This is a genomic window from Paenibacillus pabuli NBRC 13638, assembly GCF_001514495.1.
Lineage (GTDB): Bacteria > Bacillota > Bacilli > Paenibacillales > Paenibacillaceae > Paenibacillus > Paenibacillus pabuli.
On sequence record NZ_BCNM01000019.1, the window covers coordinates 1 to 13,603 of the forward strand.

Below are 13,603 nucleotides of genomic sequence, written 5' to 3' on the forward strand. Positions count from 1 at the left end.
GCCCGGCACCGTCTGGTCCGATATATGTACAACAAGGATCGTCTCCGACTTTGGCCGAAATGGCTGTCAGGATCGGTTCAACCAGCTTGTACGCACTTTCCTGTCCGCCTGGCATAATAGAAGGGCCTTTCAGTGCGCCTTCTTCTCCACCGGATACACCTGTACCGATGAAGCGAATGCCTTTGTCTTCCAGCTCTTTGCTGCGACGTTGGGTATCAGGGAAGTAGGCGTTACCACCATCAATGATGATGTCACCCTCATCCAAATGAGGAAGCAGTTGTTCAATGGTTGCGTCTGTTGCTTTACCCGCTTGTACCATGATCAGGATTTTGCGTGGGGATTCCAGGGATGCCACAAACTCTTCAATGGAGAATGTGCCTGTCAGATTTTTACCTTCGGCTTCTTTCAGAAGATCGTTGGTTTTCTCCGGGGAACGGTTAAATACCGATACCGTGAAACCTCTGCTTTCAATGTTAAGGGCCAAATTTTTGCCCATTACTGCAAGTCCAATGACACCGATCTGTTGTTTTGCCATCTGGTCCTCCATCCTTTGCTCCAATTAATTTTATTGAAATGAATTCTCAACAATACCCCCATTTTAACGGTTTTATGCATAGAAGTGAACCCCGGACCTTGGTCGCACAACGAGAAAACACCCCAATCTCCCGAGGTGTTCATCGTATTTTCATAAATACAGCATGATATTCAACCTTCCAGCATTAACATATGCCCTGACAACTGTTTTAAAACTTCACGACAGGCATTCGCCTTTTCGACGTTATTTAGTTGAATGGCTGCGTACAGACGCTCCAATTCATCGTCCACTTCCATGCGAAGCAGCATGAGCCGCTCCTCGCCTTCGCGCGAGAGGAACATTTCTTCCATCTCTTCCGCCGTCGGCGCAGGTTCCTTTTGAAAAATGACACGCTGTTTGAACCCGGATACTTCCACAAGACGAATGACTTCCCCAAACAAAATATTCTCCACGGTCATCTGCTGATCCTTAAACCGTTTGACCACCGCATGCCCACGAGTATCCCCAATCAGCTTCTCCAGCCATTCCGCAAGCTTCGCGTCCTTGATAATGTAATCTCCCGTCATCTTGTAATTCCCACTGCGTGTCTGTTGAAAACGGAGCTTTACCAGCTTGCGTCCGGTGCGGACTGACAGGATAAAAAAGGATTCGTCCTCGCTCCAATATAGTGAATACCCCTCACGAATTAGGTCTTTGATCAAATTTTGGATATGCCGACGGTTGAACCGCAGCTCCAGATTGCAATATTCAACTTCATAACTCTTATTCACGGCACTCCCTCCATCTGTACCGGATGTGCTCCGGCCATCTTCTTCCATCGCTTCTTCTCAATCGGCTTACCCTATTTTATACTTCATTTTATGTAAGGGTACTTGGTTATTTGACTATTTTTCACCGAATGAAGCAAAGGACCGTACGTTTCCGCAGGAGCACAGGGGCAAGCCCCCGATTTTCATGATATAATGGACGCGAAATGGAGGGCTGCAGATGACTTTCTCAGGCTTTAAAAGTAATGATTTCGATGTATTTCAGATTCCGGGACTGGAACCGCGTATGGAAATGCTAATCGAACGTGTTCGACCAAAGCTGGAAGAGCTCGGTGCTGAACTTACGCCTTATCTGAGTGAATTATGCGGAGAAGAGATGTTTGTGCATGTTGCGAAACACGCGCGCCGTACCGTCAATCCTCCGAAAGATACATGGGTCGCCTGGGCTTCGTCCAAGCGTGGTTATAAAGCACTGCCTCACTTTGAAGTGGGCATGTTCGATACACATGTTTTTGTTATTTTCGCCATCATCTACGAAAGTCCGAACAAAACAACATTTGCCGAAGGGCTCGAACGACAGTTGGATGAAGTACGCAGCAATCTGCCCGGGGAGTACTATTGGTCCATGGATCATATGGCTCCTCACGGTACACTGCAAAAGGACATGCAGGGTGAGGATTATGACAAAATCATCACCAAGCTAAAAACAGTGAAAAAAGCAGAGGTCATGTGCGGACTGCGAATTGATCGGGATGATCCGCTTACTGCCGATGGGGACAAATTTCTGGAAACGGTTCGTTCCACGTTTAAAACGCTGCTGCCACTGTACAAGATGTCTTTATCGTAAGTGGACATTGCGGGAGACGATAACCGTTTGATTCAGAAAGGATCTGCTCGGCGGGCAGACTACGTTTCTGTCGTCAACTACCTGTATGCGCCATGCTGCACCAAAAAGGGAGTTCCCCCACCTGTATCGTTGGTGGAACTCCCTTTTCCGGCTACATGATCTTTATCAACTTAAATGTTCAATCAAATCATTTGGCAGGCGCTGTTCGATACGGTTTACGTGATAACACATAATGCACAACCGCAAGTCCTGCCATAACGACTGCACTTCCGATAAATGGAGCCGGATGACTAATGTGATCCCATAACAGCCCGGATACAATCGGCCCTACGACCATGCCTGATCCCTGAAGGGTCAGGAAGAATCCCCAGATCGCTCCGCGCTCTCCTTTGGGAATCAAAGTGGCCACAAACGCATTCCAGGCCGGAAGAATCATCGCATAGCTGACACCCACCAGCATGACGACACCGAACACGACAGGAATGGACGTAATGGAGGAAAAAGCAAACAGACTCACTGCTGCCATCAAAAAACCAATGTTCAGGAACGGGGCCGTTCCGAACCGATCTACCATTTTCCCCACAGGCAGCAGTGCAATGACCGTAATGCCTCCACCCGCGATCAGCAACAAACTGTACAAGTTGGGTGAGATGTGAAGATCTGTGCGAGTGTACAGCGTTATCACCGGGCTGAGCAGACCTATGACAAAGGACTGCATGAACAATGCAGGATATACGAGCGGATTCACATTAAGGGTACTGCGTACCCGCTGCAATGTGCCCTGGACACTATTTTTGAGTCGGATGAAAGGCGTAAGAATATTTGGTTTGGCCGGATATTTCATATCTGCCCGCTTGGAATCTTCTTCTGTATGTTCACCCTCTACAATGACACGTCCGGGAAGTATCAAGGCGACCAGAATGACCAGAACTGCAACACCCATCAACACCAGGAAAATGGTGCGATAATCGTGATTCGTCCGCTCCAGCAGCCAGTTCATGCCGATCGGCCCAAGTCCGGTTCCCCCAAGAGCCGCCATTTCCAGCGCGCCCATTGCTGTACCGTTCTTATTCTGCGGCCCCGACATCGCTGTTACGCCTGTCATGGCACAAGGCCAAAGGGGTGCCGTACCGATACCGAGGATGAGACAAGCCACGGCAAGTCCGAATGCACTTTTGAAAAATATAATCATAATTACAGCAATCAAAGTACAGATGAGTGCCGTCACCATAGTCGCACGGAACCCGATTCGTTCTGCTGCCCAGCCGGAGGGAGCCCGAAACAGATTATCCCCCAGATATTGAAGGGCAAAGGCCACACCAATCACACCAGCCGACAGGCCCAGAATATTGTCCATATAGACGGGCAGAATAGCGACCAGCAGGGCCCCTTTGATAATTTCAACTAGAAAAAGTGTTAGCCACATGGCGATAAAAAAAGGTGAGCGCAGGATTTTGGCTGGTTTTGTATTGGTTTGCATTCTTTTTCCCCTTTCGGTGCTTGCTTGCCCATCTCCTACCCTTACTGTAACCCTAGAGGATGTGACCAAATCTCGGCAATTCGAAAATTTGTCAAGCAATACTGCTTGCATATCGTTCTACATTTGCTATACTCATCTTTGTTTGAGATTACAAAATGATGAGTTTCAGCGAAGCTGAACTATTCCGTGATCGCAAGAAAAACTTCCGCTAATGCGGTCTATCTTCATAGAATTTACGTCGAAAGACGTTTTTCTTACAAATCATAATTAGGAAAGGTTGTGACAGCACTGATGGATCACCGCCGTACGCCGCTGTTTACCGCTTTAAAAAATCACGCGGCACTCAATCCGGTGCAATTTCATATTCCGGGACATAAAAAAGGATTGGGAACGGATACCGAATTTCGTGAATTTATCGGCGATAATGCCCTCTCCATAGATTTGATTAACATCGCACCACTGGATGATTTGCATCAACCAACCGGTGTCATCGAGGAAGCGCAGATTTTGGCAGCCGATGCCTTCGGAGCCGATTATACCTATTTTAGTGTACAAGGCACAAGCAGTGCCATCATGACTATGATTCTGTCCGTATGTGAACCTGGTGACAAGATTATTGTGCCCCGTAATGTGCACAAATCGGTCATGTCTGCCATTATTTTCTCAGGAGCGAAGCCCGTGTTCGTCTCTCCTGCGCAGGATGCCAACCTGGGAATCGATCACGGTGTCACTACGGGGGCCATCCGACGTGCACTTGAGCGTCATCCCGACGCCAAGGCATTACTGGTCATTAACCCAACGTACTTCGGTGTATGTACCGATCTGAAAGAAATCGTTGAACTGGCACACAGCTATCAAGTTCCTGTACTGGTGGATGAAGCGCATGGCGTCCTCATTCATTTCCATGAAGATCTGCCGCTCTCTGCCATGGCTGCAGGGGCTGATATGGCCGCAACGAGTGTACACAAGCTGGGTGGTTCGATGACTCAGAGTTCCGTACTCAACCTGAACACGAAGAATGGATTCGTGAATCCGCAACGTGTACAAACCATTCTAAGTATGTTGACTTCAACGTCGACTTCTTACATTCTGCTCGCTTCACTCGACACGTCGAGACGCAATCTGGCGCTGAATGGCCATCAGATGGCACAGAAAGCCATTGATTTGGCTGAGTTTGCAAGACGCTCCATTAACGATATGGACGGCCTGTATTGCTTCGGCAAAGAGCTGCTGGGCACAGAGGCAACTTTTAATTACGACCCAACCAAAGTAACCATTCATGTGCGTCACCTCGGTATTACGGGTTACGAAACAGAGAACTGGCTGCGTGAGCATTACAACATCGAGGTGGAACTCAGTGATATGTATAATATTCTGTGCCTCATTACGCCTGGAGATACGGATGATTCCGTAGATATCTTGCTAAGCGCTCTGCAAGATCTATCCCGTACCTATTATCAGGTGAATCCTGCCCATGAACTGGTAGTCAAGGTTCCGGATGTGCCTCAGCTGATGCTGACTCCGCGTGATGCGTTCTATGGGGATACCGAAGTCATTCCTTTCAAGGAATCCGCGGGCCGAATTATCTCGGAATTCATCTACGTCTATCCACCAGGAATTCCAATTCTGCTGCCAGGTGAGGTTATTACCCAGGAGAATATCGACTACATTATTGATCATGTAGAAGTTGGACTTCCTGTAAAAGGACCCGAAGACCGCAGCGTAACCAACGTCAAGGTTATTGTGGAAGCAGATGCCATTTTCTAAATCACCCACTTCCAATTGTGGATGATTTTTCAAGGGACCAGGCCTGTGCTTGGTCCTTTTATTTTTCGAATGCAGCATGGCCCTGTCTTTGACCTGACTTGAATTATTAACGTTGACGCATTTGCATTTTCCCACCTATTTTATCGTTTCTTATGAAGAGAAAAACATATAAAATGGTGAAAAAACAAACAAAAGACCCCTTGATAACAAGGAGCCTTCATGCTTTATTCCAAAAGGTTGACTACTCTTGGCTTGCAACGAGTTCGTTGTACGCCGCTTCAACGCGGGCCCACTCTTCTTCGTCTTCAATATTGTAGAGCACCATTTCTTCGTCTTCTTCTTCCATACGCAGAATGATACCGTCAGCTTCAGGATTGTTACGTTCCAGCAGGAGCGCATAAACATGCTTCTCCACGTCAAACGTCTCCACCAAAACCATCTCCACGTCATTTCCGTTCTCGTCTGTCAGTGTCAGAAGAACTTCTTCATGCTCGTGGTCGTGGTCATGGTCTTGACCGCATCCGCAGGCATCGCCGTGTTCATGTGTGTGATCGCTCATTGAAATACCTCGCTTTATAAATAGAAATTGTGTAACCTTGCATATCGTAACATGTTCAATGACCCAGGTCAATTTAACCGACAAGGTTATTTTCGCCTCAATCGTTCAGCGCGGTAATGATTTTCTCGGTTACAAGCACATAGTTACTGTTTGCATTTTCTTTAATATAAAAACCAACTTGGTACTTTCCAGCCCGGCTGAAATCATACGTAAAATCATACGTACGGAACCAGAAGTTGTCCTTCTGTGTCTTTAGTTCCTGGGACTGAATATCCTTAACCTCACCACTTGGATTGGTAATCGTCACCTTCACAGCAGCGATATCCGTTGTTAAACTGTCCACTTGTGAGAACACATTAAATTTAAGCTTGCCCACATTAACATTACCAAATACGGTATCTCCCTTGAAGAGAAAAATATGTACATTCGGTTTGATCACCGTTACTCTCTTGTTGCTGCTATCCCATTTGGCGATTCCGCCCGCTTCCCTTACAGGTACATAGGTCGTTCCGTCAATCAGATAACCACCGTCAGCTGCTTCCTTGCCGTTTATGAGAACCCGAATCTTCTCGTTCACTGAATCCGCAAACAATAAAGACCCGCCGAGCAAGGAGAATACCGTGACACACAGCAAAATTCTTTTCCATTTCATTCCGTCAATATTCCCTCCCCTGCTGCTAGCTGTTGTACATTTATACTGCAGGTTCATCCACAAAGTTGCGCTGTTTTTCATCATTTTTCATTTTTTATCCAGAATTTCTTCCACCCCTTGGAACGATCAAAAAGAGGCAATCCTTGGGAAAGGATGCCCCTATAGTATGGTTATTGGAAATGCGTAATTATACGAACTTGTTCCCGGTTAATCAAAGTGTTCAACTATACCTACGAAGAAGTATGACGCGTCAGTATACATGGGACGCCTTTGCCCACAGCACCTTCTGTTCGCATCCGTGCTGCATAATCCATTCCTCGTGTACAGGGTGTCTTGCAGCGCTCGCATACATCCGACGTGACCAACTTCATGGATACACGGAGTTTGTCACTCTTTAACGCGGGAGCCTTCTTTCCCTTCGCTTTTGCCATCCCGGATTCCCCATTTCCCCAAGTGCTTGTTGATATCATGCATCATATGGGGATTCGCCCAGTTGTGTGTCAAAAGGAATAAACTTCGTACACGAGTTCGTTAAATGAAGCCGCCGTTCGCGCGCAGTGTCTGTCCTGTAATCCACTGAGACTCCTCACTAACGAGGAAGGAGATTACATTCGCGATGTCTTCCGGTTCGCCCAGACGACCAAATGCATTCATTTTACGAAGCCCTTCGAGCTGCTGCTCCGTCTTCCCGACGGAGAACAGTTCGGTATTCACCGGACCGGGTGCTACGGAATTAATAGTAATCTGTCTGGAGCCAAACTCCTTCGCAAGCTGACGGGTAATCTGCTCCACTGCTCCTTTGGTTCCAGCGTATACGCTGTATCCCGGAAACATTTGTCCCGTTACTGAGGTAGAAAAATTAACAATTCGGCCCTGCATCTCCATGTGCTTCAGTGCTTGCTGACAAGCAAAGAATGTTCCTTTCACATTGATTGCAAACTGCTGATCAAATTCTTCCTCCGTTACATCTGCCAGAGGCGATGTCTTCATGATGCCTGCATTGTTGATCAGTATATCGATTTTACCAAGCTGGCTGATCGTTTCGGAAAATAAACGCTCCACATCTTCCTTCCGTGCAAGATCGGCCTGAACCGTAATGGCACGAACTCCTTTTTGGCGAGCGATATCCGCCACTTGCTCCGCTTTGTCTGGACTATTCGCGTAATTGATGACGACATCCGCGCCCAATTCAGCGAGTTGCTCCGCAATGGCACGTCCGATTCCCCGGGATGAGCCTGTTACAATGGCCACTTTACCTGTTAGCTTTTTCATTTTCAATTACTTCCTCTCTTCATCCAAATGTAATAATCCCTTTTCTATCAACAACCATACTTGGGCAAATTCTGCATCAATGTTAGGGCTTTGCCACTCATAGGCGTGTGCCGGATGGTGAAAACGAGCTGTAGCTTGTAGAATTGCCGTTGCTACCTGATCGGGGTGATTGAAATTGAATTGCCGCTCTTGCTGGATGATCTCGCTCAAATGACTTACGAGATGTTGTACATGTTTGTTGATAATATCTGCGGATTCCTGTGTAACACGTGCATACATCGCAAACAACTCTGCATCGGATTCGGCATGGTGACGTTTACGATCCATTAATGCTTCTATATATACCTTCAGATGTTGGATTCCTTCTCCGATGTAGTGCTGATCCTGCGTTATCGTCGTCAGAGGTGCAATAATCTCATCTTCGAGCCATTTTGCGGTTACGCCCTCCAGTAATTCTTTCTTGCTTTTATAATGTCTGTAAATGGTTCCATGACTGACCCCGAGCAACTTAGCGACATCGGTAACCGATGTTTTGGCAACTCCATAGCGCCGAAGGGTCTCCTGCGTTGCCGCAATAATTTGTTCTTTGGTTAAGAATTCAGAAGTTTGTGTTTTGTCCATACGAATGAGATGGTTACACCATCCTCGAGTCACCTCCGTTGAAATTAGATTAACACAATAAATAACAAATGACAATAATTGATTTTTGTCATTTGTTATTTATTGTGTTTTGAGGATTAGTCTGTAACGCATAAAAAAATGGGCCCATTTTCCGGGCCCATTTCTTATTGTTGTTTTTACACACTTTTCTAGAATACATATTTAAACAATACAAAGATGACCACAAGAATCCCGCCGAGGATTAGCCAGTTACTGATTTCCCACCACATGCTTTTTCCTCCGGATAAAAGCTGTTGTTCATGTTCATCATGACGCTGTTTGTGTGTATGTGACTCGGAGGCATGGGGTGGCTTGCTGAAGTCCATCATATACATTCCCCTTTCCAGCAGCTTAAGTTTTATCTTTCCATTATAACCTATAATTGAATAAGAATTTTTCTTATTTGACAGATAATTCTTCTTCCGTGACCCATTTGTGATTTTTCACCGGATCTCCACCTGTTGTTGGTGTGTAATCCACCATATATACAGTAGTCTGTTCCGCCGAATCAATGGTTGCTTTGACACCTTTCATTCCTGGCATGTGGTCAGCATCCAGCACAACTTCTGCTCCTGCTGCATACGGTTGATCCGTATGATCCTGAATTTCCTCCTGAATGACCCATTTATGATTTTTAACCGGATCTCCTCCCGTGGTAGGTACATATGACACCGCATAGGCCGTTGTCTCATAGGCCCCCACTATCGTTGCTTCTGCACCCTTCATTCCAGCCATATGGTCCGTGTTCATAACAGCATGGCTGCCTACTGGATATGTAGGATTTTTCTTTTCCTGAAGCCCTTCCGGTAAATCTCCCGAATCAGAGTGGTGCATCTCTCCTGTGCTCGCTATATGACTGTCACTACTGCTATTATTCTGCTCAGCATTTTTGCCACATCCACTTAATATCAGACTGCCCGTGATTACCGTAGTCAGCAATATCATTACGTATTTTTTCATGGGTTACTCTCCTTTGGATTTTCCGCTTTAACTTCAATACTATGATATACCCCATGCGGGTATATTTTAATCAAGTTAGGTACCTTTGTCTATATCGATATTTTGGAAAAGTAAATGATAAAACGAAAAAACCTCCGATTTCTCGAAGGCTTTGTATAGGTGAGCATTTGCTATAAATCCAAAGAGCGAATCATGCAAAACGCTAAGGTATGAAAATGATTACGCAAGTCCTACAGTAACGTTGACGTTACCTTTGATCCCTTTGGAATATGGGCAGTAGTCATGCGCAAGTTTGACAAATTTTTGTGCCGTCTCTTCATCCAGACCAAGAATTTTAACTTCCAGCTCTACTTGAAGCTTCACACCATTATCCTCGGGGTCCGTCACCAACATGACTGTTGCAGCTACGGTACTTCTTTCAATTTCTACTTGATGTTTCTTCAATTGAAATTCCAACGCTGAATTAAAGCAAGCACTATATCCTGCTGCAAACAACTGCTCCGGATTCGTAGCTGTCGTCACCTTGCCTCCCAACTCAGGTGGTGCAGCAACATCGAGCATAAACACATTATCCGGCGATTGTACGATCCCTTGACGTCCACCTGTATTGATGACTGTAGTTTCATATAATGTTTTCATAATCATTGGCTCCTCTTCATCATTGAAATGTATTGGTTAAATTTCATTTATCGTTTTCTATTTGTTAACAAATTAATTGTACACAATTTAATTTTGTTTGTAAACTGTTTTAGAAAAACAAAAAAAGAGCCAGCCTCTTAAGCGACTCTTGTAATATTCTGATGCCATCCCACACGTGCATGGACAGCACCTGAACAGACGTTATTTTTGGGCTGATATCAGCCACTATCGATTTATATTTTTCTTCATGCCAATCGTAAATCTCTCAAATCCCAGTTGTGCATAATAGGATTCCAACCCCTCAGAGCATAGCAATTGTGGAATCACTTGGTTAGCCTCGCAATGCTCTACCATTTGCTGCATCAATGTCTTGCCGATTCCTTGAGATTGATAGTCAGGCAGGACGCATACTCCGCATATCACGCCTGTGATCACTCCGTCCGAAATGATGCGTCCCATGCCGACAAGGCGTTGTTTCTCATATGCATATAAGGCATACCAGCTATTGATGCACATGCGTTCCAAATCTTTGAGAGTCAGATTTAACAAGTTCCAGTCCAAAGCTTCATATAGAGCAAGCAATTGTTCGAAATCCTTAGGTGGTTCCACTGAATAAATGATCGTATTCATCGCCTGTTCTCCCTCTTTCCCTGTAATCAGTTGCTCCAAATATCACTTTCATCTGGGCACATTGAAGTAAGCCTGAACGAAGATGTATCACCCACGACCTCTACCCAGACGGGTAACCCTCCGCGCAGAAAATGAATGACAAGCTGTTTATACCTTTACCAAAAGACACAACGTTACCCGCTTGGCGAAAAAAAGAAAAGAAGCCTCACATCGTAAGGCTTCTTGCGTATGATCTGTAGTGGGCTCGAACCACTGACCCCTACCCTGTCAAGATAGTGCTCTCCCAGCTGAGCTAACAGATCATGATATCTAATTGTTTTCCAATCAAGTAACAGTATCATACCAAGTAACCGTGTTCATTGTCAATCGTTTTATTGGTAATATTTTATTCGAATTGGTGCACAATAAAGAAGGATTACCATTTAACTACGAGGTGAATTCCAAATGAGGAACATGAGAGAAGGCAAGGTAAAGGTACGTTCATACATAGCAGCTAAAAACGCAGCCTGTTTACTTGCGCTTGTTATATTAATCAGCGCTGCGGTCGGATGCAGTTTAGAACGGGATGAACATACCGTACAATTTCAACAAATGCAGCAGCCCAATGAGGTTAATGATGACCTGCCTGTTTGGCTGGATGTGTATTCCAAGTCTGTCGTGCATGACGTTTACTCCCCACAAGGCAACGTTGAAGTCTTACCCTGAGGAATTCAGCGTTGCATTTCACTCTTCTTCGTCCCACTTTTTGGAGTACGCCTTCTTGGTCACATAATATAACAAAGCAATCATCCCGGCCGACATCAAAAGTGTGATTGTCATCACGCCTGCCATGCCCATGAGCCTCACCACCTCTCCCAGTATGTTCCAGACTAACTATACAGGAAAAGCATTTTTTTGTATAATTCAGTCTGATAGCGTAGAGCAGAAAGAAGGAATGGAATTGGCAGCTGAAATTAGTTATATAACGACTGAAGAACAACTCCAGAAAGCGCTGGAAATTCGCAATCGTGTATTTGTGATCGAGCAGCAAGTGCCTGCTGACATTGAAATTGATCAATATGATATCATTAGCCCTGATGTGCACCATGTATTGTTAAGTACAGACGGGCAGGCCGTAGCCACAGGTCGTCTGATCTATTACACCAAGGATACCGCGAAAATGCAGCGCATTGCTGTACTCGAATCTCATCGCGCTTTCGGCTACGGGCGTGTGCTGCTGTTAGCCATGGAAGAACGGGCACGCGAACTGGGATTGGCCTACTCTATTTTGGATGCTCAGTGCCAGGCACAGGCGTTCTATGAGAAGCTGGGATATGAAGTGATCTCGGAAGAGCCTTTTTATGATGCTGACATTCTGCATGTTCGTATGAAAAAAAGTTTATAAACGTTATAACCTAGTCTTGGCTTAGTAAAATCGTCATGTGGTACATACTTTCTTAGCATTTGGACAGGCTAAAGAGGAAACCAGATTCCTATTTGGTCAGATAAGGAGAGTGTGACATCATGGATCAAACGACACGCGAAAGCTTCACAGCAGTACAAAAAAACGGTGACGGCGATCTAACGGCGTTCCAAACTTCAGCAGGCCGTGTACTGGATTACCAACAAGCACTGGCAGAAGTAAAAGCAGGAGCTATAGCCGGTGTGAACGTATTTAAAGGCAGAGATGGCGAAATGTACATTCGGGGTGACGCAGACGGCGACCCAACCAATAACCTCGATCAACTTCCTATGTTCTAAAATAGATGCACGTTGCTTCACAACAAGCGCCAATCCGGTAATTCCGGGTTGGCGTTTCTTATTGCATCTTAGTAATCCGTAAAATATTTTACGGCATCGCCAGCAGGCTGACTTTTGCGAATGGGCTGTGATTCCTGCTCCCAGGCCTGCAGAATTTGTATGCCTTCCAGTGTAGACTTGTTCTCCCACACAATATGCTGCCTGCGCTCAAGTTCCAGCAATGACTCATGAATTACTGCTTTGGTTCTCCCCGTCTTGTTCTCGAGCTCATCCATTCGCGGTACACGCCGGCGCTGTCCAACATAGTTGACAATAATCCGCAGAATTTTGCGTTCAAAATCATTCAGCATATTTCTTCCTTCCCTTCCTTATGGAGTACGGGACGCCATGCCAGAATACCTTGTTCCAGAAATGTTCGGGGTGCCCCCTCTTTCCCTGCGGATGCTCTAATCTTCCCTCCCCGTACACTGTTGATTCGAATCTGCCGCTGTGTAATATGCCCTGCACGATCCATGTAGACGAGCTCCACCAACTGACCAATATATTTCCCTAGCATAATCATCCCTCCAATAAGAACATGTGTTTGTTTTATTATTATATGCGAACATAAGTTCTTTATTCAATAACTAAAAAAAGGATTTTATTAAAATAAAAAAACCAGACGATCACCTGTAAAGGGAAGGTCTGGTTCTTCTGTCCTTCTATTCTTCTGTTCAATGTTGAAGCTCTCGATCAACCCATCACTTCAGTTCCATGACTAGACGTATGATCAACGTCGATCCGATTCAGTGAATTCTACCTTTTTCAGTTGTTGTGTAGACGGATTAAAATCAACATTTACATATACTGCAAATTGTCTGCCCTCTTTGTTACGCACCCATAATTTGAACTGTTCCCGGGATTGGTCTGCTGTTAACGAGGTGCGGCCAATGTGTTTGTAATCCAAAATATCCGCGTTGTACTTCGTTTGTGTCTCTTTGACTGCAATAATTCCCCACTTTGCATAATCGGGAACTGCGGTAGCTGATGCTGTTGTTAATCCGGTTAAAGTTAAAACCACTGTCATCAGTGTAATTATCAGCCTTTTCATGTGCA

20 protein-coding genes and 1 tRNA gene are annotated in these 13,603 nt (G+C 45.4%); 5 read left to right on the top strand and 16 right to left on the bottom strand.

Annotated elements, in window-relative coordinates; all coding sequences use genetic code 11:
* The coding region (locus PPA03S_RS23055) for an NAD(P)-binding domain-containing protein (protein ID WP_167666089.1) at positions 1-535 on the bottom strand (535 nt) is incomplete at its 3' end.
* A gap of 170 nt (positions 536-705) precedes the next feature.
* A complete protein-coding gene (locus PPA03S_RS23060; RefSeq protein WP_062326508.1) occupies positions 706-1,305 on the bottom strand; it encodes a YkzI domain-containing protein in 600 nt (199 codons plus the stop codon).
* Between the two features lie 217 nt (positions 1,306-1,522).
* Here PPA03S_RS23060 and PPA03S_RS23065 point away from each other — a divergent pair, with 217 nt between their 5' ends.
* Complete coding sequence (locus PPA03S_RS23065) at positions 1,523-2,149, top strand: YktB family protein (protein WP_062326329.1); 627 nt, start codon at positions 1,523-1,525, stop codon at positions 2,147-2,149.
* A gap of 187 nt (positions 2,150-2,336) precedes the next feature.
* Here the strand turns inward: PPA03S_RS23065 and PPA03S_RS23070 are convergent, their stop codons facing one another.
* Complete coding sequence (locus tag PPA03S_RS23070) at positions 2,337-3,629, bottom strand: MFS transporter (RefSeq protein WP_062326330.1); 1,293 nt, start codon at positions 3,627-3,629, stop codon at positions 2,337-2,339.
* Between the two features lie 291 nt (positions 3,630-3,920).
* Here PPA03S_RS23070 and PPA03S_RS23075 point away from each other — a divergent pair, with 291 nt between their 5' ends.
* Positions 3,921-5,396: an aminotransferase class I/II-fold pyridoxal phosphate-dependent enzyme gene (locus tag PPA03S_RS23075; RefSeq protein WP_062326510.1), complete on the top strand. Its 1,476-nt coding sequence runs from the start codon at positions 3,921-3,923 to the stop codon at positions 5,394-5,396.
* Positions 5,397-5,637: 241 nt separating this feature from the next.
* Here the strand turns inward: PPA03S_RS23075 and PPA03S_RS23080 are convergent, their stop codons facing one another.
* The 10 genes from PPA03S_RS23080 to PPA03S_RS23120 all read right to left on the bottom strand — a co-directional run bounded on the left by PPA03S_RS23080 (position 5,638) and on the right by PPA03S_RS23120 (position 11,070).
* Positions 5,638-5,955, bottom strand: a complete 318-nt coding sequence (locus PPA03S_RS23080) for a DUF1292 domain-containing protein (protein WP_062326331.1) — start codon at positions 5,953-5,955, stop codon at positions 5,638-5,640.
* A 97-nt stretch (positions 5,956-6,052) separates the two neighbouring features.
* Positions 6,053-6,607, bottom strand: coding sequence for a stalk domain-containing protein (locus tag PPA03S_RS23085; protein WP_062326332.1), 555 nt, complete (start codon positions 6,605-6,607; stop codon positions 6,053-6,055).
* A gap of 230 nt (positions 6,608-6,837) precedes the next feature.
* Positions 6,838-7,038, bottom strand: coding sequence for a hypothetical protein (locus PPA03S_RS32480; RefSeq protein WP_082704281.1), 201 nt, complete (start codon positions 7,036-7,038; stop codon positions 6,838-6,840).
* A 100-nt stretch (positions 7,039-7,138) separates the two neighbouring features.
* Positions 7,139-7,879, bottom strand: a complete 741-nt coding sequence (locus PPA03S_RS23090) for an SDR family oxidoreductase (protein ID WP_062326333.1) — start codon at positions 7,877-7,879, stop codon at positions 7,139-7,141.
* 6 nt (positions 7,880-7,885) lie between these two features.
* Positions 7,886-8,500 (bottom strand): TetR/AcrR family transcriptional regulator, encoded by a 615-nt coding sequence (locus PPA03S_RS23095; protein WP_062326334.1) that lies wholly within the window; start codon positions 8,498-8,500, stop codon positions 7,886-7,888.
* Between the two features lie 188 nt (positions 8,501-8,688).
* The gene (locus tag PPA03S_RS23100; protein ID WP_062326335.1) at positions 8,689-8,868 is read right to left on the bottom strand and encodes a hypothetical protein; all 180 of its coding nucleotides are present in this window, start codon (positions 8,866-8,868) and stop codon (positions 8,689-8,691) included.
* Between the two features lie 70 nt (positions 8,869-8,938).
* Positions 8,939-9,499 carry a YdhK family protein gene (locus tag PPA03S_RS23105; protein WP_062326336.1) on the bottom strand — a complete coding sequence of 187 codons (561 nt, stop codon included), beginning with the start codon at positions 9,497-9,499 and terminating at the stop codon, positions 8,939-8,941.
* A 219-nt stretch (positions 9,500-9,718) separates the two neighbouring features.
* Complete coding sequence (locus PPA03S_RS23110; protein ID WP_062326512.1) at positions 9,719-10,138, bottom strand: organic hydroperoxide resistance protein; 420 nt, start codon at positions 10,136-10,138, stop codon at positions 9,719-9,721.
* 225 nt (positions 10,139-10,363) lie between these two features.
* The gene (locus PPA03S_RS23115) at positions 10,364-10,768 is read right to left on the bottom strand and encodes a GNAT family N-acetyltransferase (RefSeq protein WP_062326337.1); all 405 of its coding nucleotides are present in this window, start codon (positions 10,766-10,768) and stop codon (positions 10,364-10,366) included.
* A gap of 229 nt (positions 10,769-10,997) precedes the next feature.
* Positions 10,998-11,070, bottom strand: a tRNA-Val gene (locus PPA03S_RS23120).
* 142 nt (positions 11,071-11,212) lie between these two features.
* On the opposite strand from PPA03S_RS23120, the gene PPA03S_RS23125 reads away from it, so the two are divergent.
* The 3 genes from PPA03S_RS23125 (at position 11,213) to PPA03S_RS23135 (ending at position 12,508) form a co-directional block, all read left to right on the top strand.
* Positions 11,213-11,473, top strand: coding sequence for a hypothetical protein (locus PPA03S_RS23125; RefSeq protein WP_062326338.1), 261 nt, complete (start codon positions 11,213-11,215; stop codon positions 11,471-11,473).
* A 235-nt stretch (positions 11,474-11,708) separates the two neighbouring features.
* The gene (locus tag PPA03S_RS23130; RefSeq protein WP_062326513.1) at positions 11,709-12,152 is read left to right on the top strand and encodes a GNAT family N-acetyltransferase; all 444 of its coding nucleotides are present in this window, start codon (positions 11,709-11,711) and stop codon (positions 12,150-12,152) included.
* Between the two features lie 119 nt (positions 12,153-12,271).
* Complete coding sequence (locus PPA03S_RS23135) at positions 12,272-12,508, top strand: DUF3892 domain-containing protein (RefSeq protein WP_062326339.1); 237 nt, start codon at positions 12,272-12,274, stop codon at positions 12,506-12,508.
* Between the two features lie 68 nt (positions 12,509-12,576).
* On the opposite strand, the gene PPA03S_RS23140 is transcribed toward PPA03S_RS23135, so the two are convergent.
* From PPA03S_RS23140 to PPA03S_RS23150, 3 genes are all read right to left on the bottom strand, one after another.
* Positions 12,577-12,858: a hypothetical protein gene (locus PPA03S_RS23140; RefSeq protein ID WP_062326340.1), complete on the bottom strand. Its 282-nt coding sequence runs from the start codon at positions 12,856-12,858 to the stop codon at positions 12,577-12,579.
* On the bottom strand, positions 12,852-13,064 hold the full coding sequence (locus PPA03S_RS23145) for a hypothetical protein (protein WP_062326341.1): 213 nt from the start codon (positions 13,062-13,064) through the stop codon (positions 12,852-12,854). Before PPA03S_RS23145 ends, PPA03S_RS23140 begins: the two co-directional genes overlap by 7 nt.
* A gap of 213 nt (positions 13,065-13,277) precedes the next feature.
* Complete coding sequence (locus tag PPA03S_RS23150; RefSeq protein ID WP_062326342.1) at positions 13,278-13,598, bottom strand: DUF3889 domain-containing protein; 321 nt, start codon at positions 13,596-13,598, stop codon at positions 13,278-13,280.
* Between the last annotated feature and the right edge of the window lie 5 nt (positions 13,599-13,603).

Excerpts from the sequence above, each read along its gene's own strand:
- PPA03S_RS23065 (WP_062326329.1), top strand. The coding sequence starts at position 1,523 with ATGACTTTCTCAGGCTTTAAAAGTAATGATTTCGATGTATTTCAGATT.
- PPA03S_RS23070 (WP_062326330.1), bottom strand. The coding sequence starts at position 3,629 with ATGCAAACCAATACAAAACCAGCCAAAATCCTGCGCTCACCTTTTTTT.
- PPA03S_RS23075 (WP_062326510.1), top strand. The coding sequence starts at position 3,921 with ATGGATCACCGCCGTACGCCGCTGTTTACCGCTTTAAAAAATCACGCG.
- PPA03S_RS23080 (WP_062326331.1), bottom strand. The coding sequence starts at position 5,955 with ATGAGCGATCACACACATGAACACGGCGATGCCTGCGGATGCGGTCAA.
- PPA03S_RS23085 (WP_062326332.1), bottom strand. The coding sequence starts at position 6,607 with ATGAAATGGAAAAGAATTTTGCTGTGTGTCACGGTATTCTCCTTGCTC.
- PPA03S_RS32480 (WP_082704281.1), bottom strand. The coding sequence starts at position 7,038 with ATGGCAAAAGCGAAGGGAAAGAAGGCTCCCGCGTTAAAGAGTGACAAA.
- PPA03S_RS23090 (WP_062326333.1), bottom strand. The coding sequence starts at position 7,879 with ATGAAAAAGCTAACAGGTAAAGTGGCCATTGTAACAGGCTCATCCCGG.
- PPA03S_RS23095 (WP_062326334.1), bottom strand. The coding sequence starts at position 8,500 with ATGGACAAAACACAAACTTCTGAATTCTTAACCAAAGAACAAATTATT.
- PPA03S_RS23100 (WP_062326335.1), bottom strand. The coding sequence starts at position 8,868 with ATGATGGACTTCAGCAAGCCACCCCATGCCTCCGAGTCACATACACAC.
- PPA03S_RS23105 (WP_062326336.1), bottom strand. The coding sequence starts at position 9,499 with ATGAAAAAATACGTAATGATATTGCTGACTACGGTAATCACGGGCAGT.
- PPA03S_RS23110 (WP_062326512.1), bottom strand. The coding sequence starts at position 10,138 with ATGAAAACATTATATGAAACTACAGTCATCAATACAGGTGGACGTCAA.
- PPA03S_RS23115 (WP_062326337.1), bottom strand. The coding sequence starts at position 10,768 with ATGAATACGATCATTTATTCAGTGGAACCACCTAAGGATTTCGAACAA.
- PPA03S_RS23125 (WP_062326338.1), top strand. The coding sequence starts at position 11,213 with ATGAGGAACATGAGAGAAGGCAAGGTAAAGGTACGTTCATACATAGCA.
- PPA03S_RS23135 (WP_062326339.1), top strand. The coding sequence starts at position 12,272 with ATGGATCAAACGACACGCGAAAGCTTCACAGCAGTACAAAAAAACGGT.
- PPA03S_RS23140 (WP_062326340.1), bottom strand. The coding sequence starts at position 12,858 with ATGCTGAATGATTTTGAACGCAAAATTCTGCGGATTATTGTCAACTAT.
- PPA03S_RS23145 (WP_062326341.1), bottom strand. The coding sequence starts at position 13,064 with ATGCTAGGGAAATATATTGGTCAGTTGGTGGAGCTCGTCTACATGGAT.
- PPA03S_RS23150 (WP_062326342.1), bottom strand. The coding sequence starts at position 13,598 with ATGAAAAGGCTGATAATTACACTGATGACAGTGGTTTTAACTTTAACC.